This is a genomic window from Rhizobium sp. LjRoot254 (assembly GCF_964254105.1).
GTDB lineage: Bacteria > Pseudomonadota > Alphaproteobacteria > Rhizobiales > Rhizobiaceae > Rhizobium_E.
The window spans coordinates 4596034-4621292 of record NZ_CAXUSM020000001.1; the positions used below are offsets into that span (position 1 = coordinate 4596034).

Below are 25259 nucleotides of genomic sequence, written 5' to 3' on the forward strand. Positions count from 1 at the left end.
CAATGACCTTCAAACTCGATCTTGAAGGCGAACGGCATATCGTCGAGATCGTCAGGCGGCGGCCGCATCTGGTCATTCGCATCGATGGGCGCGAGCACGAAGTCAACGAGCCCGGCAGCGTCGATAGCGGCCGGCATACGCTGGAGATCGGCGGCAAGCCGCTCCGCATCGCCCGCGCCCATACCGCCAAGAGCCAGATCATCCGCTTCGACGGCCGGACGATCGAGGTGACGCTGGTCGATCCGCGCTCGGAGGCTGTGGGCGGCGGGTCGAGCCAGAGCCAGATCCGCGCGCCAATGCCGGGATCGGTGGTTTCGATCCAGAAAAGCGTCGGCGACAGCGTGACGCGTGGCGAAACCATCCTGACCATCGAGAGCATGAAATTGCAGACGGCACTGACCGCGCCCCGAGATGGTGTGATCGCCGAGATCCTCCGCGCCGAGGGAGAAACTTTCGACAAGGACGAGGTTGTCGTCCGCTTCGAGGACGTGGCCGGAGAAGGGCAGTAACATGCGACGCATTCAATCAAACGTCAGCACCTCAAGCGCCGACTTCCGCCGGAATGACGAATATAACCGTGGGCTGGTCGCCGAGTTCAGGCGGAAGCAGGAAGAGGCGCGGCACAGCCGTCCGCAGCGCGATCTCGACCGCCTTGAGAAACAGGGTAAGATGACGCCGCGCCAGCGGATCGAGAAGCTGCTCGACCCCGGCACGCCATTTCTCGAGATCTCGTCGCTTGCGGCCAACATGGCTTATGACGGCGAGTCGCCATCGGCCAGCTGCATCGCGGGCATCGGCGTCGTTTCGGGCCGCGAGGTGATGATCCGCGCCGACGATTCGACGATCAAGGGCGGCGCCTGGTATCCGCTGACGGCGAAGAAGATCGTCCGCGCGCTGGACATCGCCATCGAGAACCGGCTGCCGGTGATCCATCTCTGCGATTCTGGCGGCGGCTTCCTGCAATTGCAGTCGGAGGTCTTCCCGGACAAGTACATGGCCGGGCGGATTTTCCGCAACCAGTCGATCCTGTCGAAGATGGGCGTCAAGCAACTGGCGCTGGTCTTCGGCCATTGTACGGCGGGCGGCGCCTACATCCCGGCGCTCTCCGATTACAGCGTGATCGTGCGCGGCACCGGCGCCGTGTTTCTCGGCGGCCCGCCGCTGGTGCGCGCCGCAACCGGCGAGGACGTCACGGTCGAGGAACTCGGCGGCGCCGACATGCATACGAGCGTATCCGGCACGGTCGATTATCCCGCGGCGACCGAGGAAGAAGCGATCCATATCGGCCGCGAGATCGTGTCCCAATGGGATCGGGCCGAGAAGTGGAACATCCAGCGCGAGACGCCGGAGGAGCCGGCCTACGATCCGCAGGAGATCTACGGCATCCTCGCCGACGACATCAAGAAACAGTTCGACATGCGCGAGATCATCGCCCGCATCGTCGATGGCAGCCGGTTCCATGAATACCAGCCGAACTATGGCACCACGCTTGTCTGCGGCTATGCCAATATCTGGGGCTACAAGGTCGGCATACTCGCCAACAATGGCGTGCTGTTCAACGATTCCTCGCTCAAGGGCGCGCACTTCATCGAGCTCTGCAATCAGAACAATACGCCGCTCGTCTTCCTGCAGAACATCACCGGCTACATGATCGGCCGCGAATACGAGCGCAAGGGCATCACCAAGGACGGCGCCAAGATGATCATGGCGCAATCCTGCAGCCGCGTGCCGAAATTCACGGTGATGTGCAACGGCTCGTTCGGCGCCGGCAATTACGGCATGTGCGGCCGCGCCTTCGATGGCCGGATGCTGTTTACCTGGCCCAACCACCAGATCGGCGTGATGGGCGGCGACCAGGCCGCCAACACGCTGGCCGAGATCAAGGTCAACCAGCTCAAGCGCAATGGTGACGCCGTGAACCGGGAGGACATCGACAAGCTCTGGGAGACGACCCGCAAGGCCTACCAGGAACAGCTGTCGTCCTATTATTCGACGTCGGAGCTCTGGGACGATGGCATTATCGATCCGGTCGATACGCGCAACGCGTTGGGCGTCGCGATCTCCGCATCGCTCAACGCGCCGCTCGGGGATCCGGGCTACGGCGTCTTCCGGTTCTGAGGCGGGAACGATGGCCGCGCCGATCATCTTCTACATGGATTTCGCCTCGCCCTACGCGTATTTCGCGCTCGATGGCATCGAGGAGATCGCCCGCGAGGCGGGCCGCACGGTCGAATGGCGGCCGGTGCTGATATGGGCCGTGTTCAAGCAACTCGGTATATCGGCGCCGATGGATGTGCCGGCAAAACGGGATTACCTCGTCGCCGACATGCGGCGTTCGGCTGACTATTTCGGCGTGCCCTACCGCCATCCCTCTCGGTTGCCGGCATCGGCGCATCTGGCAACGCGACTTTACCTGACGATCGCGGAGCAGGATGAAGCATTGGCGCGACAATTCGGCCTTGGCATTTTCCGGTCGTTCTTCCAGGAGGACGGCGATATTGCTAACAAGGATCATGTCATCGAAATTGCAGTACGCCATGGAATCGATAGCCTGACCGCTGAGGAGGCGATGAGCGCGCCGCGTGGGCGGGAACTGCTTGCCGCTCGCGTCGATCAGGCCATCGCCGACCAGGTGATCGGCTCGCCTTTCTTCCTCGTCGATGGCGAACCATTCTTCGGGGCGGACCGGCTGCCGCAGGTCAAGTGGAGACTTCGCAATGGCTGATTATGAGGATGTCACGCTCGATATCAACGGGCATATCGCGACGATCACGATCAACCGGCCGTCGCGCCTCAATGCGTTCCGGGACCAGACGGCCGACGAATTGCGCGCGGCGCTGGCGGAGGCATCGGCGGATGCGAATGTCCGTGCCGTCATATTGACAGGGAACGGGCGTGCCTTCGGCGCCGGCTATGATCTGGCGCAGATCACGCCCAATGAAGTGCCGGCACTGGACCATGTGCTGGAGACGCATTTCAATCCGTTGATCAAGGCGATGCGGGAGAGCCGACTGCCTATCGTGACGGCGGTCAATGGTCCCTGCGCGGGTGCTGCGATCGGCCTGGCGCTTGCCGGCGATATCGTGCTGGTCGCAAAGTCCGCGTATTTCTACGAGCCTTTCGTCAATATCGCGCTGGTGCCGGATGCGGGCAATACGCTGTTCCTGCCGCGGATCATCGGCCGCGCCCGCGCCATGCCGATGATGCTGCTCTGCGACCGGATCAGTGCCGCGAAGGCGCTAGAATGGGGGCTGGTCTGGGAAGTTCATGACGACGACCTGCTGATGAACGCGGCGATCACGATTGCCACGAAACTCTCCGGCCTCGACCCCGATGCGGTGGCTGCGACCAAGCGGCTGGTGACGGCCGCGTCCGATTTCGGCATGGACGAGCAGCTCGGACTTGAGCGCGATTTGCAGGGTATCGCAGGCCGGTCCCAGGCGGTTCAAAAAGAGATCGCGGCATTCTTCGCGCGCAAATCGGGCACGTGACGGCCCGGGCGATCATTTCAAGATATTGGAGGGGCGACCCATGACACAGAGTGTTTTCATCCTTTCGGGCGTTCGCACCGCGATCGGTACGTTCGGCGGCGCGCTTGCCGGCGAGACGCCGACGAAACTCGGCGCGGCGGTGGTGACAGAGGCTCTCAGCCGTGCATCGGTCGCGGGCGATCAGGTCGGGCATGTTGTGTTCGGCAATGTCATTCCCACGGAGCCGCGCGATGCCTATCTGGCGCGCGTGGCTGCGATCGATGCGGGCATTCCGAAATCGGTGCCGGCGATGAATGTCAATCGCCTCTGCGGCAGCGGCGTGCAGGCGATCGTCTCGGCGGCGCAAAGCGTGATGCTGGGCGATGCGGAGATTGCCGTGGCGGGCGGTTCGGAGGTGATGAGCCGGTCGCCGCACAATATGCAGCCGACGCGCTTCGGCCAGAAGATGGGCGATTTCACTGTGGTGGATGTCCTGACCGGCATTCTCACCGACCCGTTCGGCAATGGCATCATGGGCGTGACGGCGGAGAATGTCGCCGCGAAATACAATATCAGCCGCGAGGACCAGGACGCGTTCGCTTATTCGAGCCAGATGCGCGCAGCCAAGGCCATCGCAGCCGGTCATTTCAAGGAGCAGATCCTGCCGGTCGAGGTCAGCAAGGGTCGCAATACGATCAGCTTCGATACGGACGAGCACAACAAGCCTGATACGACACTCGAAGAACTTGCCAAGCTGCGCACCGTGTTCAAGAAGGATGGCTCGGTCACAGCAGGCAATGCTTCCGGCATCAACGATGGCGCGGCTGCACTTGTGCTGGCAAGCGGAAGCCGGGTGGAGCGCGACGGCCTCAAGCCGCTCGCCCGCATCATCGGCTACGCGCATGCCGGCGTCGAACCCGGCGAGATGGGGATCGGCCCGATCCCGGCCGTCCGCGCGCTGCTGGAGAAGACCGGCCTGCGCGTCGGCGATTTCGACGTTGTCGAATCCAACGAGGCCTTTGCGGCGCAGGCGCTGGCCGTGTCCCGCGCCTTGGAATTCGACCCTGAAAAGACCAATCCGGATGGCGGGGCGATTGCGCTCGGCCATCCCGTCGGCGCCACCGGTGCGATCCTGACCATCAAGGCGCTGCACTATCTGAAGCGTACCGCCGGACGCACGGCGCTGATCACGCTGTGCATTGGCGGCGGCCAGGGTATTGCGCTTGCCATCGAACGTGTGTGATTTTCAGCTTCGCCTGGGAGGGACAAGATGATGAGCCGCTATTTCGAGACCTATGCAGACTGGCAGGCCGATCCCGAGGGCTTCTGGCGCAAGGCGGCTGAAGCCATCGACTGGTTCGAGCCGCCGAAGCAGATTTTCGATCCCGCGGCCGGGGTCTACGGCCGCTGGTTTCCGGATGCGGTGACCAATACCTGCCACAACTGCCTCGATCGCCACGTCGCCGCCGGCCGGGCCGATCAGGCCGCACTGATCTACGACAGCGCCATGACCGGAACCAAGCGGTCCTACAGCTATGCGCAGGCCCTTGGGGAAGTCGAGGCGATTGCCGCAGTCATGCAGTCGCTAGGCGTCGAGAAAGGCGACCGGGTGATCATCTACATGCCGATGGTGCCCGAGGCGGTGTTCACCATGCTCGCCTGCGCCCGCATCGGTGCGATTCATTCCGTAGTGTTCGGCGGTTTCGCAGCGGCGGAACTCGCGACCCGCATCGACGATTCCAGCGCCAAGCTGATGGTCACGGCCAGTTGCGGCATCGAGCCCGGGCGGATCGTGGATTACAAGCCGCTGGTGGATGCCGCGATCGATCTGGCCAAGACCAAGCCCTCGCGGGTGTTGATGTTGCAGCGGGCGATCCGGCCCGTCGAACTCGTCGATGGCCGTGATGTGGATTTCGCCAGCGCCGTGGCAGAGCAAAAAGCCCGCAACGCGCATGTGCACTGCGTGCCGATGAAAGCAACCGACCCGCTTTACATCCTCTACACGTCGGGCACGACCGGCCAGCCGAAGGGCGTGGTGCGCGACAATGGCGGGCATATGGTCGCGCTCGCATGGTCGATGCCGAACATATTCGGCGTGGCGCCGGGAGAGGTCTATTGGGCGGCATCCGACATCGGCTGGGTGGTCGGGCATTCCTACATCGTCTATGGCCCGCTTCTCAACGGCAACACGACGATCCTCTATGAGGGCAAACCAGTCGGCACGCCGGATGCCGGAGCCTTCTGGCGGGTAATCAGCGAACATGGCGTAAGAGCGATGTTCACCGCCCCCACCGCGATCCGTGCCATGCGGCGCGAGGATCCCGAGGGCAAGCTCGCCGGCAATTACGATCTCGCCGCGCTACGGGCACTGTTTCTCGCCGGCGAGCGCGCCGATACCGAAAGCCTCAAATGGGCCGAAAGGATACTCGGCAAGCCGGTGATCGATCACTGGTGGCAGACCGAGACGGGCTGGCCGGTTGCAGCCGATCCGCTCGGCCTTGGCCTTCTACCCGTGAAGCACGGGTCTTCGTCGGTGCCGATGCCGGGCTACAAGGTCGAAATCCTCGACGATGCCGGCCATCCCGTGGAACGCGGCCAGCTCGGCAATATCGTGGTCAAGCTGCCGCTTCCTCCGGGCTGTCTGGCAACCTTCTGGAACGCTGACGACCGCTTCCGGAAAGCCTGCCTTGATGAGTTTCCGGGCTACTACAAGACCGCAGATGGCGGGTTTATCGATGAGGACGGATACGTCTTCATCATGGCGCGGACCGACGACATCATCAATTGTGCCGGCCATCGCCTCTCTACCGGCCAGATGGAGGACGTTCTAGCCAGCCATGCCGATGTCGCGGAATGCGCTGTCATCGGCGTGCATGACGATCTCAAGGGCCAGGTGCCAGTCGGGCTGGTGGTGTTGAAGGCCGGCGTCGCGCGCGAGACCGCCGATGTCAGCCGCGAGGTCGTGGGCCTGGTACGCGAGAAGATCGGGCCGGTGGCCGCCTTCAAGCTGGCGATCTGCGTCAAGAGGCTGCCGAAGACGCGCTCTGGCAAAATCCTGCGCGGCACGATGCAGAAGATCGCCGACCGCGAGGAATGGAAAATGCCGGCGACGATCGAGGATGCCACCGTGCTGGACGAGATTTCGGCGGCGCTGCGGGCCCATCTCGGCTGATGGGGGCAGGCTATACTCCGATGGAGATCGAGAAGCGGACGCCAGCGCCTGACCGCGGTATATTGCCGAGGCGAGCAGGCCATGACCCGCTTGAAGGCGGCCGGCGGATGGCAGAGACTTGAGATCGACACCGGTCACACGAATATGTCTAGACAATAGACCCACAGATATGGTGAGTTTGGAAACGACCTCACCCATGCTGGCTCATCGGGAGTTTTGTTTTTCGCCATAATCTACATAATTGGTAGATTTATTCGCGCTCACCCGATGTTCCTGCTGTAGTAAATCCGTGGATCTAACGTTGAGAGGCATCCAATGAAATTGAACACCGTTTTCGCTACCGTCCTGGGTCTGGCGCTCGCCGCTCCCGCCTTTGCTGCCGATGCCGTCAAGATCGGCAGTAAGAACTTCACCGAACAGTTCGTCGCCGCCGAAATCTATGCGCAGGCGCTGGAAAAGGCCGGGATCGAAGTCGAGCGCCATCTCAATCTCGGCGCCACGCTGGTTGCCCAGACGGCGCTGACCACCGGCGAAATCGATTTCTACCCGGAATATACCGGCACAGCGATGGCCGCCGTCGTCAAGGGCGACCTGTCGGGTTCCGCCGACAAGATCTATGGTGAGGTCAAGGACTATTACGAGAAGAACCTGCAGCTGACCCTGCTTGAGCCGACCAAGATCAACAACGGCTATGCGATCATCACGCTTCCGGAAACGGCTGAGAAGTACAAGCTCAAGACGCTGACCGATCTCGGCCCGGTCTCCAAGGACCTGGTATTCGGCGCCGAAGGCGGTTTCTCCGAGCGCAAGGACGGCCTGCCAGGCCTCAAGAAGGTCTATGGCATCGAGTTCAAGGAATTCAAGGTCTTCGCCAAGCTCGGCATTCGCTATAGCGCGGTGATGAACAAGGATCTCGATGTCTCTTACGGCTTCACCACCGACTGGCAGATCGCCGAGAACAAGCTGACGATCCTCGATGACGACAAGGCGCTCTTCCCTCCCTATTTCCTCGTGCCGGTCATCCGCCAGGATGCGCTCGCCAAGAACCCGAAAATCGCGGAAGTGCTCAATAAGGTCAGCCCCTTGATGACCAGCGACAACATGCGCGAGATGAACGCCAAGGTCGAGCGCGACAAGGAAGAGCCGGCCGACGTCGCCGCCGAATTCCTGAAGCAACAGGGCATCTGATCTTTCGTTTCTGATCGATCCGACCGATAAGATGCGGGCGAGGCTCCACGAGCCTCGCCGGTTATGTTCCCGTGCCAACAGGATGTTTGCCAATTGCGCTGGGCTCACAAACATATTCCCGAAATCGCGCTCGCCGTGTGGCAGCATCTTCTGCTATCGGTGACTTCGGTGCTGATCGGGCTGGCAATCGCGCTGGTTCTCGGCATCATCTGTGCACGCCGGCCGAGGCTCTATGCCGTGGCGCTGACCGTCTCCAACATCATTTTCGTCATTCCGAGCCTGGCGCTTTTCGCGTTGCTCATTCCATTCCTTGGGCTCGGCATGGAACCGGCGATCGTCGGCCTGTCGTCCTATTGCCTGCTGATCCTGCTGCGCAACATCGTGACGGGCTTGCGCGGCGTGTCGCCCGATGTGCTCGATGCTGCCGACGGCATGGGCTACAGCAAGTGGCAGAGGCTGTTCCGCATCGAATTGCCGCTGGCGATGCCACTTATTCTGTCGGGATCGCGGATTGCGCTGGTCACCACGATCGGCATTGCCACGATCGCCGCCTTCATCGATGGCGGCGGGCTGGGCACGATCATCCTGATCGGCATCGACCAGGAATATGCCGAGAAGATCCTGGTCGGCGGCCTGCTGACCGCACTTCTGGCGGTGTTCTTCGACCTTGTGCTGACCCGGGCCGAACGGCTGCTGGTCCGGTGGCAGTAAGGGGCCCGGTATGCTGACATCCGCCGTCGAATGGATCTACAACAACCAGACTGCGTTTCTCAGGGCGCTCGGCCAGCACCTGACCATGTCGGGCATTTCGCTGGCGATTGCGCTCGTCATTGCGCTGCCGCTGGCGGTGCTGATCGTCAACCGCAAGGGCCTCGCTTTCGCCGTGATCAACACGATCAACGGCTTGCGCACTGTTCCGAGTCTCGCGATCCTCGCCATCATGCTGCCGCTCCTCGGCATCGGGCTCTGGCCTTCGATCGTGGCGCTGACCGTGCTGGCGCTGCCGCCGATCCTGCTCAACGCCTATGTCGGCCTGCGCGACGTCGACCCCGATTCGATCGAGGCGGCGGTCGGCATGGGCATGACGACGGGCGAGGTGCTGCGCAGGATCCGCATTCCGCTCGCAGCACCCGCCATGTTCGCCGGCGCGCGGACGGCGGCGGTGCAGGTGCTGGCGGGTGCGACGCTCGCGCCCTTCATCGGCGGCGGGGGCTTGGGCGACTTCATCGCCACCGGCATCAGCGTCATGGACATGTCGCGGTTGCTGGTCGGCGCCGTGCCCATCGCGCTTCTGGCGCTCTCGGCCGAATTCATCCTCGGTCGCACCGAGAAAATCCTCTTTGCAGAAAGAACCGCCGCATGATCCGTATGGAAAACGTGACCAAGCGCTACGAGGGCACCGATTTTGCTTCGGTCGACGATCTCTCGATGGTCGTGCCCGAAGGTTCGACGGTGGCTCTGATCGGCCCATCCGGCTGCGGCAAGACCACGACCATGCGCATGATCAACCGGCTTATCGAGCCGACCAGCGGCAAGATCTTCGTCAATGAAACCGAGATCACCAAGGGCGATCCCGTGCAGCTGCGCCGGCATATCGGCTACGTCATCCAGAATGTCGGACTGTTTCCGCATATGACGATCGCCGAGAATATCGCTTCGGTGCCCAACCTGCTGGGTTGGGACAAGGCGAGGATCGCCAAGCGTAACGAGGAACTGCTGCATCTCGTCGGACTGGAGCCGAAGGAATTCCTCAACCGCTATCCACGCCAGCTTTCGGGCGGCCAGCGCCAACGCATCGGCGTGGCCCGCGCACTCGCGGCTGATCCGCCGGTGCTGTTGATGGACGAGCCTTTCGGCGCCATCGACCCGATCGCCCGGACCCGGCTGCAGGACGAATTCAAGCAGATCCTTAGCCGGGTAAAGAAGACCGTCGTGCTGGTCACCCACGATCTCGACGAGGCCATAAGGCTGGGCGACCGCATCGCCATCATGCGCGCCGGCAAGATCGTGCAATATGATACGCCCGACGCGATCCTGTCGCGTCCAGTCGACCAGTTCGTCGCCGATTTCGTCGGCATCGACCGGGCGATCAAGCGGCTGGGGCTATTTTCGGTCGCCGACGCGATGGAGGCCGGGGTTTCGTCGCATTCGGCTGCGACTGTACAGGCCGGCGTCAATTTGCGCGATGCGCTGTCGCTGATGGTCGCGGCCAATAGCGATGAACTGGCGGTGATCGACGAGACCGGTGCTGCCACTGGACGACTGACGCGAAGCGCGATCTTTTCGAAGTGAGCCGGAGGTTTTCCGATGATCCATCTCTGTCTTTCCCTGACGCCCTTCGGGCATGACCCTGTGGCATGGCAGGGTGCGAGCCGCGAGGCACTTGGCTTCGACGCCTTGCTGAAACAGGTAGCGCTGGCGGAAGAAGCTGGCTTCGATTTCGTCTGGCTTGGCGATAGTATGGGCGAGCGGCCGGTCGATACGCTTTCGCCGCTCGCGACGCCGTTCGAGCCGACGATGCTGGCCTCTGCGCTCGCCACGAAGACCAGGAGCATCGGCCTGATCGCCACCGCCGCGACGCACCAGCACGAGCCCTACAATCTGGCGCGCCGCTTCGCCTCGCTCGACTGGATCAGCCACGGCCGCGCCGGCTGGGCGATCGTTGCAGGAACACACGAGGCGCGCGACCGGGAATATGTCGAACTGGTCGGCGCGCTCTGGGATAGCTGGGAGGAGGATGGCTTTATCTACGACAAGGCGGCGGGACGGTTCTTTGTGCCCGAGAAGATGCATGTGCTGAACCACAAGGGCGCGAACTTCTCGGTTCGCGGGCCGCTGAACGTCAATCGCTCGCCACAGGGCAAGCCGGTGTTGGCGGCGATCAGCAATTCGCCGGTTGCGCATCTGGCGGATGTGATTTTCGTGCTTGATGGCGCGCCGATCGCCCAGGTGGCGCGTGAGCGTGCCGAGGTGCGCGTTATCAAGAGCGTCACCGGCTTCACCGGCGGGGTGGCCGACGTTGCAGATATTTTCGAACGAGAAGCGGAACGCGGGATCGATGGCTTTGTGCTCATGCCATCCATAGCCGCCGACTTGGGTGCATTCATTGAGACCATACTGCCTGAGCTGAAGAAGCGCGGCCTGCTCCGGACACCAACGGGCGGCACACTCCGAGAGCGCCTCGGCCTCTCCCGTACGCCCCATCCCTCGATCCTGGAGCGCGCATCATGAGCGATCGCAAGATGAGGCTTGGCGCCTTCCTGATGGCGGGCGGGCATCACATTTCGTCCTGGCGGCATCCGGATGCCTATGCGCCGGCCGGCACCAGCATCGAGCATTTCATCGAACTCGCGCGCATTGCCGAGCGCGGCAAGTTCGACATGATGTTCGTCGAGGATGCGGCTGCGATTCGCGAGCGCAACCCTGACATGGCGAGCCAGGCGGCGCGTTCGACCATGTTCGAGCCCCTCAGCCTGCTGGCGGCACTGGCCGTCAACACATCGCATATCGGCCTCGTCGCCACGGCATCGACGACCTATAACGAGCCCTATGGTTTGGCGCGCACCTTCGCCTCGATCGATCAGCTGAGCGGCGGCCGGGCCGGGTGGAACCTGGTGACATCGGCGAGCGAACTCGAAGCCGAGAATTTTGCCAGCAGCGGGCTGAGGCCGCATTCCGAACGCTACGAGCGGGCGGAGGAATTTGCCGATGCGGCGCTGGCGCTGTGGGACAGCGTGGAGGATGGGGCGTATCTGGCCGGTGGGCAATTCGCCGATCCATCGAAGCTTCACCCCGTTCGGCACAAGGGCAAGCATTTCACCGTGGACGGTATTCTCGAAAGCCCGCGTTCGCCGCAGGGCCGACCGATCATGGTGCAGGCCGGCGCATCCGATGTCGGCAAGGAGCTGGCGGCGCGGACGGCCGATGTCGTCTTCGCCGCATCCCAGACGATCGGTGAGGCACAGGCCTATTACGCTGATGTAAAGCAGCGGCTCGCCAGGCATGGGCGGCAGCCGGACGACATCAAGATTTTGCCCGGCATTTCACCGATTGTCGCGGCGACCGAAAGCGAGGCGCGGGCGAAATACCAGGCGCTGCAGGAACTCATCCCGGATGCGGTGGGCGTGGCGCTGCTTGCGAGCTATCTCAGCATCGGCGATCTCTCCGCCTATCCGATCGACGGGCCGCTGCCGGACATCCCTCAGACGCAGGCGATGCAGAGCCGCCAGCAATTGATCGTCGATCTGGGAAAACGTGAAAACCTGTCGATCCGCGATCTCGCCCGCAATTTCGCCGGTGCCCGTGGACACTGGCAGGTGTTCGGCACGCCGACCCAGATCGCCGATGCGATGGAGGAGCGGTTCCTCGCCGGCGCAGCGGATGGTTTCAATGTGATGGCGCCGCTCTTTCCGTCCGAGCTCGAGGATTACGTGACCATGGTGATCCCTGAACTCCAGCGGCGTGGACTGTTCCGGACCGAGTATGAAGGCCGCACGCTGCGCGAAAATCTCGGCGTGGGCGCGCCGGCCAAGCGATAGGAAAGACTCGCATGAACCCGATCTATATCGATTATCTCAACGCCTTCGACATCGAGGCGCTCGCCATATCAGACGCGGAAATCCTCGCCGCGATCGAGACGTCGCTCGGTGCGCAGGGCAAGGGCGAGACGGTGATCGAGCCGCGCGTGCATCTCGAACCAAACCCGGATTTCCACGGCCATTTCAATGTGCTGCGCGGCTATGTGGCGCCGCTCAATCTCGCGGGCGTCAAGATCGTCGGCGATTTCGTCGATAACTACAAGCACGGCTATCCCTCGGAATTCGGGGTGCTCAATCTGTTCGATCCGCGCACCGGCGTGCCGAAGGCGATCCTCGACGCGACGGTGATCACCGACATGCGGACCGGCGCGATCACCGCGCTCGGCGCGAAATACCTGGCGAAGAAATCCTCCAAGGTGCTCGGCCATATCGGCGCGCGCGGCACGGCCTATTGGAATGTGCGGCTGCTCGACCACCTCTTCGATTTCGACGAGATCCGCGTTCATTCGCGGCGGCCGGAAAGCCGGGATGCCTTCGGCGCCAAGCTTGCAGCCGATCTCGGCAAGAAGATCGCCGTCGTCGATAACTGGCGCGATTGCGTCGAGGGAGCCGATATCGTCGTCGAGGCCTCCCGCCTCGACGAGCCGACGCCGATGCTGAAGACTGAATGGATCAAGCCCGGCGCTTTCGTCGTGCCATACGGCACGATGAGCGCTGTCGAACTCTCGCTGACCGACATCATGAGCAAATTGGTGGTGGACGACTGGGGCCAGTGCAAGGGCGGCAAGTTCGGCTCGCTGCGCGCCCATGTCGAGGCCGGCAAACTTTCGGAACAGACGCTGCATGCGGAGCTTGGGCAGATCGTGGCTGGTCTCAAACCCGGCCGCCAGAGCGACAACGAGACGATCCTGTTCTGGCATCGCGGCCTGTCGCTCAGCGATATCGCGCTCGGTTATGCGCTCCTGGAAAAGGCGAGAAGCGCCAATATCGGCCAGAGGCTGCGCTTCGCATGAGCACCGTGCGGCTCAATGGCAGCGGCGTGACGGTCGGGGATCTCGTCAATATCGCGCGCGGCGATGCCGTGGTCGAGACGGCGCCTGAAGTCTTCGACCGGTTGCGGAAGGCGCGAGTTATCCTTGAGGCCGCTGCGGCGTCCGGACAGCCGATCTACGGCATGAATACCGGCCTTGGCGCCAACCTGAAAACATCAGTCGAAAGCGATCATGCGGCGTTCCAGCGCCACCTGGTCCGGGGTCGAGGCGTGGCGGTGGGGCCGGTTCTGCCGAGGGATGTGACGCGGGCGGTCATCGCCACGCGACTTGCCATGCTTTCCGTCGGCGGCTCGGGCATCTCGCCGGAGACATACGGGGCGCTTGCCGCGATGCTCAACGCCCATGTCCATCCGCAAATGCCGTCGATGGGCTCGATCGGCGCGGGCGATCTCGTCATGCTGTCGGCCATGGCGCGCTGCCTGATCGGCGAAGGCCGCGCTGAGTTCGAGCGGCAGATTCTCGACGCCAGCGATGCGCTGAAGCGAGCAGGGCTTGCCCCCGCCAGCCTGAAGCCGAAGGACGGCATCTCGCTGATCAACGCATCCGCCGTGTCCGTCGGCGAAGGCGCGTTGGCGCTTCATGACGCAAGAGACCTGTTCGCCGCCCAGCGGCAAGCAGCAGCGCTGAGCTTCGAGGCACTGGGTGGCAATCCGCTGATCCTGACACCCGCGATCCAGGCGGCGCGACCGGCACCACATCAGGGCACCGAGGCGGCGGCCCTCCTCGACCAACTCCAGGGCTCTTCGCTGTTCGAGAGCGCTGTCGCGATCCAGGATCCGCTCAGCCTGCGCTGCGTGGCGCCCATTCATGCGGCGCTGGCCGATGCGCTCGAACGGGCCATCGGCATCGTCGAGATCGAGTTGAATTCGGCGGCCGACAATCCGCTTGTCATCCTTGACGAGGAGCGCGTGCTGTCGACCGGCAATTTCCACACGCCGGCGCTGTCGCTCGCATTTGAGACATTGAGCCTTGCGATAGCGCAAGCGGCGGCCGCGAGTGCGGCGCGCTTCATCCAGCTCACCGGCGCAGGGCGCAATGGCCTGCCGCGCTATCTCTCCCCGGTCGGCGGCGCTTCGGCCGGCTTCGTGCCGATGCAGAAGGTGGTGACGGCGCTGATGGCGCAGATCCGCCACAAGGCCAATCCCGTCATGCTCGACTTCGTGTCAGTATCCGAGGGTGTCGAGGATCATGCGACGCAATCGGCGCTCACGGTGCGGAAATGCGCCGAGATGCTCGATCTCTGGCGACAGCTGATCGCCTGCGAGATGCTGGCGGCCTCTCAGGGGATCGACCTGCGGCCCGGCCATCGCTGCGGACAAGGGACGGCGAAGACACATGGGTTGATACGCAGCCTCGTGCCCGTTCTCGGTGAAGACCGCGCGTTGGGCGAAGATGCAATGGTGATTTTCGAGGCGCTGCCCTTCGAGACAGAGGTCAGTTCATGATGCCGGTTCGAGCAGCGCGAGTGCCGTCACCTCGTCGGTGATAAGGACATTCACATATCCAGCGCGCAGGCATGAGAGAATCGCATCTCGCTTTGCCAGCCCCGCCGCGACACCGATCGACAGGCTCCGGGTGCGGCAGGATTCAAGGCTGATGCCGATGGTGCGGGCGTCGAGTTCCGGATCGACGATCTGCCCTTCGGCATCGATATAGCGGCTGAGGATATCGCCCACCGCACCCTTCAACCTGAGTTGCTCGTGCTCCTCCAGCGACACATAACCGGACTGGATCAGCACCGAATCCGGCACCATCGCGCCGATACCGAAACAGATGACCGGCACGCTTGCGGCAAAATCCAGCACGGCCGATATGGTCGGGTCCTGTTCGAGCGCGGCCTTGGTGGCGGGGTGACCGAAGATGGCCGGCACGGGCAAAAGCGTTGCCGATCCCCGGCCGGCGCTGGCGAAGAGTTCCGCGACATTGTTGGTCTGCGGGCCGGTCGAGCGGACGTTCATCGAGCCATTCAGGAGCACGACCTCGACGCCCTCGTTCCAATAGGGCGGCAGGCGGCGCGCGACAGCGGTCATGGTCCGGCCCCAGGAAATGCCGATCGCCGGGATCTTGCCGAGGCCCGCGAGATATTGGCCCGCGCCGCGCGCGACGGCATCGAGCACAAGGCCTTCATCCTGATCCGAGTTCGAGGGAACGATGACCGCTTCCTTCAGCCCGAAGGCGCGTTCGAGCCGGCTTTCGAGACCGGGCATGCGCGGCGTGTGGGGCACGATCTCGATGCGGACGAGGCCGGTCTCCTTGGCTTCCGTCAGCAGCCGGCTGGCCTGCCAGCGAGTCAGGCCAAGCTCGGTCGAAAGATCGCTCATCGTCATGTCGAGATGGTAGTAGCGCTTGGCGACCTGGATCATCAGTTGCTCGCGCTGCTCGGCGGAGAGGTTGCGGAACTGGATATCGCGCTCGATGCGGTCGGGTTTCATTCGAATTACCCCCTGAGCTGGCTTGCCGCCAGCCGCCGCGATTGCGGCATGAGCAGTTCTGTAGCCTCAAGATATTCGCCGAGCAATTGCTTGTAGATTTCATGCGCCGCGAGATCGGGCGCGATGACGGTCGTTTCCTGCCGCACGGCATCGGCCGCGGCGAAGAGATCGGGCACGAGGCCGGCGCCGGTTGCCGCTGCGGCCGCCGCGCCTATGATCGTGAGATTGGCTTCGCGAGGCAGCTCAACCGGCATGCCGATGGCATCGACCGTCGCCTGCAGCCAGAGCCGGTTCTTGGCATAACCGCCCGATGAGACGATGCGTTCGACCGGGACTTCCAGTTCGCGTACGCGCTTCAGCACATTGGCCGAAGCCAGCGCCACGCTTTCGATCGCCGAGCGATAGAGGCTCGCCCTGTCATGCCCGAGCGAAAGGCCGATGACGGCGCCGCGCAGCAGCGGCTCGCGATAGGGCGTGCGGTTGCCCATGAAATAATCGAGCGTGACGAGGCCGGTGCCGCCGACGGGAATGGCGGCCGCTTTCTCCCGAAGCGCAGCACTGCCTGCCGCGTCGAGCTCGAACAGGTTCTTCTCGAACCAGGTCAGCACCGACCCGGCCGAGACCTGGCCGGCTTCGACCAGCCAGTGATCATCGACCAACGCATGCGGATATGGGCCCCAGAATCCATCCATCGGCCGTTGGCTGTCAAGCTGGAAGAGCTGGACGATGGAGGTGCCGCCGATCATCAGCATCTCGCCGGGCTTCATGGTTCCGGCCGCCACCATGCCGATATGGGCGTCGACACCGCCTTGCGACAGGACGGGGCGATTGGCGAGGCCGAGATGTTCGGCGGCGATGGCGCTGATCGTCTCGACCGGCGCGCCAACAGCGAAGATATCGGGCGGCAGCTTTGCCTCAAGTCCCTCGACGCCGAATTCGGCATAGAGTTCCGAGGGAAACCGCTTTCGGATGGAATCGTAGTTCCATTTACAGGTGGCATTCATGCGCGAGCCGACCCAGCGGCCGGCCAGCATAAAATTGATATAGTCGAGGCATTCGCAGATGATGTCCGCGTCCGCATAGACCTCGGGCTCGTGACCGGCCAGCCACATGGCCTTGGAGATGAGCCATTCCGAAGCATTGGCGCCGCCGACATAATCCATGACAGGGTTCTTCGACCGGCTGCTGCGTTCGGCTTCGTCTGCGGCGCGGCAATCCATCCAGAGCAGCGCGGGGCGCAAAGGCGCGCCGTCGCGCTTGCACGCTACCACGGTCGATGCGGTCGTGGCGGCGCAGATGCCTGCGATCTCCGGCGAACCGAGTTCACGCATCAACGCGCGGCAGGCCCGACCCAGCGCGTCCCACCAGTCGAGCGGCGATTGCTCGGCCCAGCCGGGGCGTGGATAGACGGTCTGGTACTGCTCCTCGCGTTCACCCAGCATTCGGCGCGTTTCGAGATCGAACACGCCGACCCGGATGCCGCCGGTGCCGAAATCCAGACCGAGGAGTTTGGCCATGCGAATGCGACTCCCTTGGCTTACGGCCGGAACATGATCTTCGAGAAGAATTCGCTCTTATCTTTGATTTTCTCGAACATTCCCGGCAGCGCCTCCAAGCCAAGCTCATGGGTGATCATGAACTCCCACTTGAGCCTGCCGCTCGCGAGGCTGTCAAGCGTCACCGTCCATTGCTTGCCGGGATAGGGCGCGCCGAACGAGTTCCAGGCGCCGTGCAGCGAGACTTCCTGGCGCAGGAAATGCTGGAAGGTCTTGTTCGCCAGCGTGATATCGCCAACCGGAATGCCAATGAAGACGACGTGGCCGCCGGGTGCTGCAAGCTTGGCGGCAACATTGATAGAGGAATTGTGCCCGGCCGCCTCGACGATGATATCGCATTTGAGATCGGCCGGAATCTGATCGGTGACAAGGAAGGTCTGGTCAGCACCGGCTTCCCTTGCCTGGGCGAGCTTTTCCTCGGAGATATCGATCGCGATGACTTCCGTGCAGCCCATAAGCTTCATCCACTGGATGGCGAAGAGGCCGATCGGGCCGCAGCCGATGACCGCGCCGCGCTGGCCGGCGGTCGGCGGCGCTTTCCAGATGGCATGCAGCGCGATCGAGGCCGGGTCGATCATCGCCGTGGCGCGGGGGTCCATACCTTTAGGCGCGCGGAGCAGGTTGCTGACGGGGACCGCGACGAATTCTGTATAGGCGCCATCCCGGCGCGAGCCGAAATAGTCGTAATCCCGGCAGCGGGAGAAATTGCCGGTCATGCACTGGTCGCATTTGTAGCAGGGCAGCATGGGCGGCACGCCCATCAGTTCGCCGACCGAGAAGCCGTCGACGCCCTCGCCGATCTCGGTGATGTGGCCGGAGAATTCATGGCCGCAGACGATTGGCATCTTGTGGGCGCCCTTGATCAGCATGCGGGGAATATCGGACCCGCAGACGCCGACGGCAGCGACCCTGAGCATGACGTGGCCGGGCTTGAGTTCGGGCTTCGGGATATCTTCGAGGCGGATGTCGCCGGGTGAATACATGACGGCTGCGCGCATGGGAGTGGTCCTGTCTTGCAAGAAAATTCTTCAGCTCTTGAAGCTGCTGGTGAAGGCGTCGGTGGCGATGATCGCGTCGCGGACGATGGCTACGGAGAGGGGCACCGCCACCTTCCAAGTCGGCGAACCCTCGGCGAGGGCTGCTTCAGCAACCCGCTCGATATCGGCCCGGCTGGCGGAGCCGAGGTTGAGATCGGCAAGCCGGGTGGGAAGCCCGAGCGCCCGGCAGAAGGCTGTCATCTCGCTGATTTCGGCGAGCGGCCGGCCTTCGAGCATCAGCAGGCAGAGCACACCGAACGCGACCTTTTCGCCATGGAAGAAGCCATGGGTCTCATCGAGCACCGTGAGGCCATCGTGGATGCCATGGGCGGCAGAGACGCCGCAATTTTCGAAGCCGAGGCCGGAGAGAAGCGTGTTGGCCTCGATGATATTTTCTACGGCGGATATCAGCGCGCCCTTTTCAGCCGCGAGCTTGGCGGCCAGCGCATCGCGCATCAGCACGTCGTGGCAGGCACGCGCGATGGCAATGCCGGCGGCCGGCGGCAGCATGTTGGGTCGCACCAGATTGTTCGAATTGGAATCGAGGTTGGACCGGGCCTCGAACCAGGTCGAGAGCGCGTCGCCGATGCCGGCCACGAGAAAGCGCACCGGCGCGCGGACGATCACTGCGCTATCGACCACAACGATATCGGGATTGCGGCCGAGGAAATGCGCCTCCTGATAGACGCCGTCATCGCTGTAACGGACGGCGATCGCGCTGCAGGGCGCATCGGTGGAGGCGATGGTCGGGACGATGACGATCCGGCCCCCGGTTGCGACGGCCGCCATCTTGGCGGTGTCGGCTGTCTTGCCGCCGCCGATGCCGACGACGACACTGGCGCCCGAGGATTTCACCAGTGCGGTGACACGATCGATTTCGCCTTGGGAGCATTCGCCATTGAAGCGTTCGAGCTGGTAGGCGATGCCCGCCTTCTCCATGCTTTCCTTCAGGGTCGAGCCATACTGATCGAGCACGAACGGATCGGCGAGCAGGAATGCCTTATCACCAAGCCCGGAGACGTGTTCGCCGAGCCGCGTCAGTTCGCCAGCGCGCTGGATGTATTTGTTCGGTCCGCCGAACGACCGGCCACCGGCGTTTTCACTAGCCATGGAGATCACTCCTTTATGCACCATCGTGTATGAACTTCACATTTGTAGGCGGGTGGGCGCAGTTCGCCCGTGCCGCCGCAGTTTCGCGCTTACCAGCCGCCGTTCACATAGCCGCCATCGACGGGCAGCGTGGTGCCGGTGACATAGAGGGCGGCTGGAGACGCCAGGAACAGGCAGGTTCCGACGAGGTCATCGACCGTGCCCCAGCGCTTGAGGGCCGTGCGATGTTCGATCTTGCCGGCATATTCCGGCACCGACCACAGGTCCTGGGTCATTGCGGTCTTGTGATAGCCGGGCGCGATGGCGTTGACGCGGATGCCATCCGGGCCGAATTTGTGCGCCAAAGCCCGCGTCAGGCCGACAATACCGGTCTTGCTGGCGCAATAGGCCGGCACCCTGTCGTCGGCGAGATAGGAGAGCATCGAGGCCGTGTTGATGATCGCGCCCCTGGATTGCTTGAGCAGCGGATGCGCTGCCATGGCCAGCCGCATGGCGCTGTTCATGTTGACGTCGATCACTTCGAGATAGGCGTCCTCATTGAACTCCTCATCCGGCTTGACGATGCCGGCGGCATTGACCAGCACGGCGAGCGAGCCGAGCGCCGGCACGAACTTGTCGATAGCAGCGCGGTCACGCACATCGAGTTGCTCGAAGCGGATGCCGGAGAGAGACGGATCATTCTTGATCTTGTCCAGCTTCGCCTGTGATGTGCCGGTGGCGATGACCTCCGCGCCCATGCCGGCAAAGCCCTGGGCAATTGCCAGGCCGATGCCGCTGGTGGCGCCCGAGACCAGCACCTTCTGGCCGGCATAAAGATCCTTGCGGAATGTATCCAATATTTCTTTCATCAAATCCTCCTCACATTACCAGACTGTGTAGCCGCCGTCGGCGGTCACGATGGAGCCGGTCATCAGGCTCGACGCGTCGGACGCGAGGAACAGGATGACCGCGGCGACTTCCGGCGGCTGGCCCATCCGGTTCATCGGCGTATTGCCGACCCAGTGCTTCATCATTTCAGGGTCGTCATAGACGTAGCGGGTCAGTTCGGTCTCGATATAGGTCGGGGCCACCGCATTGACGCGGACATTGCGCGTCGCCCATTCGGCGGCGAGCGAGCGCGTCAGGTGATGCACGCCGGCCTTGGAGGCATTGTATTGCGCCTGTTCCTGCGGCCGGTTGACGATCTCGGCCGACATCGAGCCGACATTGACGATATTGCCGCCGCCCTGTTCCAGCATCGCCTTGCCGAATGTGCGACAGCACCAGAACAGGCCGTTGAGGTTGACGTCGATGACCTTGAGCCAAGTCGGGTCGTCCATGGTCTCGGCGGGACGATTGGAAATGGCGATGCCGGCGTTGTTGATCAGGATATCGACACGACCGTGCTTGGCGACGATCGCCGCATGCACGCGCTCGACGGCGCGCGGATCGGCGACATCGAGCGTTTCGCTATCGACCGAGCGGCCCTTGGCGCGGAGTTCTTCGGCTGCTTTCGCCGCCGCCTCGCCGTTCATGTCTGTAATGATGACCCTGGCGCCGGCTTCGCTGAGCGCATCGGCCGTGGCGAAGCCGATGCCGCGCGCGGCACCCGTGACGACGGCCGTCTTGCCCTTGAGGCTGAACAATTCGAGATACATTCTTTCCTCACCCGTCCTGCAATTGTTTATCGGCCAGCGCGTCGAGATCGTCGTAGAGCGACTGGCTGTTGAAATAGAGCTTGTCGAAAATCGGCTGCATCATGCCGTAGCGTTCCTGCCAGGCCGGATCGGGCCGGATTTCGTCGGCATAGCGGACATAGGCCGAGATCGCGTCATCGAGCGACGACATCGCGCCTGTTGCAACCGCACCCATCGCCGCGCAGCCGAGGATGCCGCATTCCTGCTCCTCGGGCACCACGATCGGCACGCCGTAGATGCTGGCCTTGATGCGGAGCCAGAGTTCGGTCTTGGCGCCGCCGCCGGATGCGATGACGCGTTCGATCCTCTCGCCGGTGGCGTTCTCCATGATCTTCAAGTGCCGGGCGCCGGCAAAGGCCACGCCTTCGAGAATGGCGCGATTGAGGTGGCTCAGGCCGTGGGCCGCGCCGAGGCCGAAGAACTGGGCGCGGGCATTGCGATGGGCGCCGAGCCGTTCGCCGGTCAGGAAGGGCAGGAAGAACAGGCCATCGGAACCCACGGGTGCATCATCGGCGCGGGCGACAAGCTGGTCGTAGCTTTCCTTGCCTTCATGCAGCGCGCGGCGTGCCCAGCGCATGGCATCACCGCCGGTTTCGAGTAGGACGAATGGACCCCAATTGCCCTCGACCGTCGCGACGTTGGAGATGTCGGGGTCGAGCAGCGGTGCGCGGGCGATCAGGGTCAGGATGCAGGATGTGCCGGTGACGTCGGAGACAAGGCCGGGCCGCGATGTGCCGGAGCCGAGAAGCGCGACGGGATAATCCGCGCCGCCCACCAGCACCGGCGTGCCGCTGGCGAGCCCGGTCTCGGTTGCCGCAGCTTCGGTGATGATCCCGAGGATTTCGAGCGGATTGCGGATCGACAGAAGTTTCGATGGATCAAGGCCGAGGCGCTTGACCATTTCAGGCGACCAGGCTCGCGTGCCGGGATTCATCAGGAAGGAGCAGGAGGCATCGCCCTCGTCCATCGCGATCTCGCCGGTCAGCCGGAGATTGATGTAATCCTTCGGCATGATGACATGGGCGGCCCTCGCATAGGCCTCCGGATCGTGATCGCGCAGCCAGGCGAGCTTGAAGCCGGGCCAGGCCGGCGTCGGCGGATTGCCGCTTTCAGCGAGGTAGGTTACGGGCGCATTGTCCCGTTCAAAATCGCGGACGAGATCGATCGTGCGCTTGTCGTTCCACAGCGGCACGGTATCGCGTGTCAGGCGGCCATCGGCATCGACCAGCACGGTTCCATGCATCTGACCGCAGGCGACGATGACGGAAATGCGGCTCTTCGCATCAGGCACTTCGGCCAGCACGGTGCGGATGGTTGCCACCACGCCCGTCCACCAATCCGCCGGGCGCTGTTCGGCCCAACCGAAGCGCGGAACGATCTGGTCGTGCTCGCGCGCGGCGATGGTGACGATCCTGCCCGCACCATCGACCAGCGCCGCGCGAACGCTTCCCGTGCCGACATCGATGGCTAGCGTGAGGGCGGAGGTCATGGGATCTACGTCTCCGGCCTCAGCGCTTCAACGAGCCGGTCGAGTATTGCAGCAGCATGGCAACGACGATGATGGCGCCCATGTAAACCTGCTGGTGATAGCCCGGCACGCCGGCGAGATTCATGATATTGGCAATGATGCCCATGACCAGCGCGCCGAGCAATGTGTTGATCACCCCGCCCTTGCCGCCCATGAGGCTCGCGCCACCGATGACGACGGCAGCAATGACATTGAGTTCGGCACCGACGCCGACCTGTGCCGAGCCGACACCGGTACGGCTCGATGAAATTATGCCGGCGACGGCGGCCAGCACGCCGGAGATCATATAGACGGCGAGGATATAGCGCGGCACGGCGATACCTGAGAGGCGCACCGCTTCCTCATTCGAGCCGATCGCGGTGATGATACGGCCGAAGCGGGTGAAATTGAGCACCACTCCCGCAACGATGAAGACGGCAAACATCAGCAGCACCGGCTGCGGGATGCCGAACAGGAAGCCGGAGCCGAAGCGGCTGAAGGCAGCGCCCGCTTCATCGAGCGGTATCGGCCGGCCCTCGGAGATGATCAACGACAGACCACGCGCGATCGCCATCATCGCCAGCGACATGACAAAGGACGGCAGGCGCAGATAGGCGATGAAGCCTCCGGTCACCAGGCCGCAAAGCGCACCACAGGCAAGCACCATCAGAATGGTCGGCACAGGTCCGTAGCCTGAAATAGCGCAGAAATATCCGGTCAGCACCGAGCCCAGCGCCATGACCGAGCCGACGGAGAGATCGATGCCACGCGTCAGGATGACGAACAGCATGCCGACCGCCATGATGCCGGCGCTCGATGCGACCTGGCGCAGCACGTTGAGGATATTGCCGCGGCTGAGGAAGTTTTCCGACCACATGGTCGCGACCACGACCAGGACCAGGAAGATTGCGAGTGTGCCGAAGCGCTGGATGATCGAACGATAATCCACCTTGATCTTTTCTTCCGGCTGCTTGGCGGTGTCTGTCGTGCTTGTCATGCCTGGCTACCCTGATTTGCTGTTAGTGCGCCGCCGGTCATGGACAGGCCCAGCAGGTTTTCTTCGCTGTATGTCTCGGGCGTCAGTTCGCCCCGGATCTGGCCCTGTCCCATGGCGAGCACGCGGTCGCAGAGACCGAACAGTTCCTGGTGTTCCGACGAGATCACGAGCACGGCTTTGCCATCCTCGGCGAGCTTGTTGACCAGTGCGTAGATCTCGCTCTTCGCGCCGACATCGACGCCGCGCGTCGGCTCATCGAGAATGATGACATCGCCATCGGCATGGAACCACTTGGCCAGCACGACCTTCTGCTGGTTGCCGCCGGAGAGGCTGGAGACCGGCGCATCGACGCTCGACGCTTTCAGCCTGAGGCTCTTGCCGAGTGCGGTGACATCGGCGCGTTCCTTGGCCCGCTTGAGGAAGCCGAAAGCGTTCACCACCGACGACATCCTGGCCATGGTGGCATTGACGCGGATCGGCTTGTCGAGGATGACGCCCTGCTGCTTGCGATCCTCGGGGACGAGGCCGATGCCGGCCTCGACCGCGTCCTTCGGCGATCTCGGCTTGAGCACCTTGCCCCTGAGCGTGATCGTGCCGCTTTCCAGCGGATCGGCGCCGAAGATGACGCGCGCGACTTCCGTACGGCCCGAGCCGATCAGGCCGCCGAGACCGACGATCTCGCCCGATCGGACGGAAAAGCTGACATCGCGCACCATGCGCCCGGCATTGAGGTGTTCGACCTTGAGCATTTCCGCGCCGATGACGCGCTTGCCGCGTTCGGGGAACATGGCCGCGATCGGCCGGCCGACCATCATGCGGATGATGTCGTCGATCTTGACGTCGCCGGTGGCAACCGTGCCGACGGTCTGCCCGTCCTTCATCACGGTCATGCGGTCGGCAATGTCGAAGACTTCGTCGAGGCGGTGCGAGATATAGACGATGCCCACGCCCCGATCCCGCAAACTGCGAATGATCTCATGCAGTTTCATCGCATCCTGCGCGGCGAGCACGGCGGTCGGCTCGTCGAAGACGATGATCTTGATATCCTGCGACAGCGCCTTGGCGATCTCGACCACCTGCTGGTGGGCGACGGCGAGCGTGCCGGCGATGCGGCCGGGATCGATCTTGAAGCCGAGCCGATCGATGAGTTCCTTGGCCCGCTTGCGCAAGCTGGCATGGGAAATGACGCCGGGCAGTTCGCCCAGGAAGATATTCTCCGCCACGGTCAGGTCGGGCGCCAGCGCCAGCTCCTGATGGATGACGACGATGCCGAGGGCCCGGGCATCCCGGGGATCGCGGAAGACGACCGGCTTGCCATCGATGACGACTTCGCCATGGCTAGGCGCCATCTCACCGCCGAGGACCCGCATCAGGGTCGATTTTCCGGCACCGTTCTCGCCGAGCAGGGCATGGACCTCGCCCGGTCGGACATCGAAATCCACCGATTTCAGGGCATGGATGCCGCCAAACGACTTGGAGATGGACTTGAGTTTGACGAGTTCGGTCACTGCGACTCTCCGGACA

At 63.2% G+C, this 25259-nt stretch carries 23 protein-coding genes; 14 read left to right on the forward strand and 9 right to left on the reverse strand.

Features of this window, described 5'->3' with window-relative positions:
• Nucleotides 1–2 precede the first annotated feature (2 nt).
• The 14 genes from ACSQ26_RS22715 to ACSQ26_RS22780 all read left to right on the forward strand — a co-directional run bounded on the left by ACSQ26_RS22715 (nt 3) and on the right by ACSQ26_RS22780 (nt 14865).
• Nucleotides 3–509 (forward strand): biotin/lipoyl-containing protein, encoded by a 507-nt coding sequence (locus tag ACSQ26_RS22715; RefSeq protein ID WP_436012909.1) that lies wholly within the window; start codon nt 3–5, stop codon nt 507–509.
• A gap of 1 nt (nt 510) precedes the next feature.
• Nucleotides 511–2118, forward strand: coding sequence for an acyl-CoA carboxylase subunit beta (locus ACSQ26_RS22720; protein ID WP_436012911.1), 1608 nt, complete (start codon nt 511–513; stop codon nt 2116–2118).
• A 10-nt stretch (nt 2119–2128) separates the two neighbouring features.
• Nucleotides 2129–2725: a 2-hydroxychromene-2-carboxylate isomerase gene (locus ACSQ26_RS22725; protein WP_436012913.1), complete on the forward strand. Its 597-nt coding sequence runs from the start codon at nt 2129–2131 to the stop codon at nt 2723–2725.
• Entirely contained in the window at nt 2718–3491 is a 774-nt protein-coding gene (locus tag ACSQ26_RS22730) for an enoyl-CoA hydratase-related protein (RefSeq protein WP_436012915.1), read from the forward strand. Before ACSQ26_RS22725 ends, ACSQ26_RS22730 begins: the two co-directional genes overlap by 8 nt.
• 40 nt (nt 3492–3531) lie before the next feature.
• A complete protein-coding gene (locus ACSQ26_RS22735; RefSeq protein WP_436012916.1) occupies nt 3532–4713 on the forward strand; it encodes an acetyl-CoA C-acyltransferase family protein in 1182 nt (393 codons plus the stop codon).
• A gap of 27 nt (nt 4714–4740) precedes the next feature.
• Entirely contained in the window at nt 4741–6642 is a 1902-nt protein-coding gene (locus ACSQ26_RS22740; RefSeq protein WP_436012918.1) for an AMP-binding protein, read from the forward strand.
• A gap of 315 nt (nt 6643–6957) precedes the next feature.
• Nucleotides 6958–7830, forward strand: a complete 873-nt coding sequence (locus ACSQ26_RS22745) for a glycine betaine ABC transporter substrate-binding protein (protein WP_436012920.1) — start codon at nt 6958–6960, stop codon at nt 7828–7830.
• A gap of 93 nt (nt 7831–7923) precedes the next feature.
• A complete protein-coding gene (locus ACSQ26_RS22750) occupies nt 7924–8541 on the forward strand; it encodes an ABC transporter permease (RefSeq protein WP_258159596.1) in 618 nt (205 codons plus the stop codon).
• A 10-nt stretch (nt 8542–8551) separates the two neighbouring features.
• Nucleotides 8552–9193: an ABC transporter permease gene (locus tag ACSQ26_RS22755; RefSeq protein ID WP_436012923.1), complete on the forward strand. Its 642-nt coding sequence runs from the start codon at nt 8552–8554 to the stop codon at nt 9191–9193.
• Nucleotides 9190–10122 carry an ABC transporter ATP-binding protein gene (locus ACSQ26_RS22760; RefSeq protein WP_436012925.1) on the forward strand — a complete coding sequence of 311 codons (933 nt, stop codon included), beginning with the start codon at nt 9190–9192 and terminating at the stop codon, nt 10120–10122. The genes ACSQ26_RS22755 and ACSQ26_RS22760 overlap by 4 nt, the downstream gene beginning before the upstream one ends.
• Nucleotides 10123–10137: 15 nt before the next feature.
• The gene (locus tag ACSQ26_RS22765) at nt 10138–11061 is read left to right on the forward strand and encodes an LLM class flavin-dependent oxidoreductase (protein ID WP_436012927.1); all 924 of its coding nucleotides are present in this window, start codon (nt 10138–10140) and stop codon (nt 11059–11061) included.
• Nucleotides 11058–12368, forward strand: a complete 1311-nt coding sequence (locus tag ACSQ26_RS22770) for an LLM class flavin-dependent oxidoreductase (RefSeq protein ID WP_436012929.1) — start codon at nt 11058–11060, stop codon at nt 12366–12368. Before ACSQ26_RS22765 ends, ACSQ26_RS22770 begins: the two co-directional genes overlap by 4 nt.
• 11 nt (nt 12369–12379) lie before the next feature.
• Nucleotides 12380–13381: an ornithine cyclodeaminase family protein gene (locus tag ACSQ26_RS22775; RefSeq protein WP_436012931.1), complete on the forward strand. Its 1002-nt coding sequence runs from the start codon at nt 12380–12382 to the stop codon at nt 13379–13381.
• A complete protein-coding gene (locus ACSQ26_RS22780; protein ID WP_436012933.1) occupies nt 13378–14865 on the forward strand; it encodes an HAL/PAL/TAL family ammonia-lyase in 1488 nt (495 codons plus the stop codon). The genes ACSQ26_RS22775 and ACSQ26_RS22780 overlap by 4 nt, the downstream gene beginning before the upstream one ends.
• Here the strand turns inward: ACSQ26_RS22780 and ACSQ26_RS22785 are convergent.
• From ACSQ26_RS22785 to ACSQ26_RS22825, 9 genes are all read right to left on the reverse strand, one after another.
• Nucleotides 14860–15852, reverse strand: a complete 993-nt coding sequence (locus ACSQ26_RS22785) for a sugar-binding transcriptional regulator (RefSeq protein WP_436012935.1) — start codon at nt 15850–15852, stop codon at nt 14860–14862. The genes ACSQ26_RS22780 and ACSQ26_RS22785 overlap by 6 nt on opposite strands.
• Before the next feature lie 5 nt (nt 15853–15857).
• Nucleotides 15858–17369, reverse strand: coding sequence for an FGGY-family carbohydrate kinase (locus tag ACSQ26_RS22790; RefSeq protein ID WP_436012937.1), 1512 nt, complete (start codon nt 17367–17369; stop codon nt 15858–15860).
• A gap of 20 nt (nt 17370–17389) precedes the next feature.
• A complete protein-coding gene (locus ACSQ26_RS22795; RefSeq protein WP_436012939.1) occupies nt 17390–18406 on the reverse strand; it encodes a galactitol-1-phosphate 5-dehydrogenase in 1017 nt (338 codons plus the stop codon).
• Between the two features lie 30 nt (nt 18407–18436).
• A complete protein-coding gene (locus ACSQ26_RS22800; protein ID WP_436012941.1) occupies nt 18437–19555 on the reverse strand; it encodes a glycerol dehydrogenase in 1119 nt (372 codons plus the stop codon).
• An 89-nt stretch (nt 19556–19644) separates the two neighbouring features.
• The gene (locus tag ACSQ26_RS22805; protein ID WP_436012943.1) at nt 19645–20403 is read right to left on the reverse strand and encodes an SDR family NAD(P)-dependent oxidoreductase; all 759 of its coding nucleotides are present in this window, start codon (nt 20401–20403) and stop codon (nt 19645–19647) included.
• A 15-nt stretch (nt 20404–20418) separates the two neighbouring features.
• Entirely contained in the window at nt 20419–21192 is a 774-nt protein-coding gene (locus tag ACSQ26_RS22810; protein WP_436012945.1) for an SDR family NAD(P)-dependent oxidoreductase, read from the reverse strand.
• Nucleotides 21193–21199: 7 nt separating this feature from the next.
• A complete protein-coding gene (locus ACSQ26_RS22815; RefSeq protein WP_436012947.1) occupies nt 21200–22720 on the reverse strand; it encodes a xylulokinase in 1521 nt (506 codons plus the stop codon).
• Nucleotides 22721–22739: 19 nt separating this feature from the next.
• On the reverse strand, nt 22740–23735 hold the full coding sequence (locus ACSQ26_RS22820) for an ABC transporter permease (RefSeq protein WP_436012949.1): 996 nt from the start codon (nt 23733–23735) through the stop codon (nt 22740–22742).
• Nucleotides 23732–25243: a sugar ABC transporter ATP-binding protein gene (locus ACSQ26_RS22825; RefSeq protein ID WP_436012951.1), complete on the reverse strand. Its 1512-nt coding sequence runs from the start codon at nt 25241–25243 to the stop codon at nt 23732–23734. The genes ACSQ26_RS22820 and ACSQ26_RS22825 overlap by 4 nt, the downstream gene beginning before the upstream one ends.
• Nucleotides 25244–25259 lie beyond the last annotated feature (16 nt).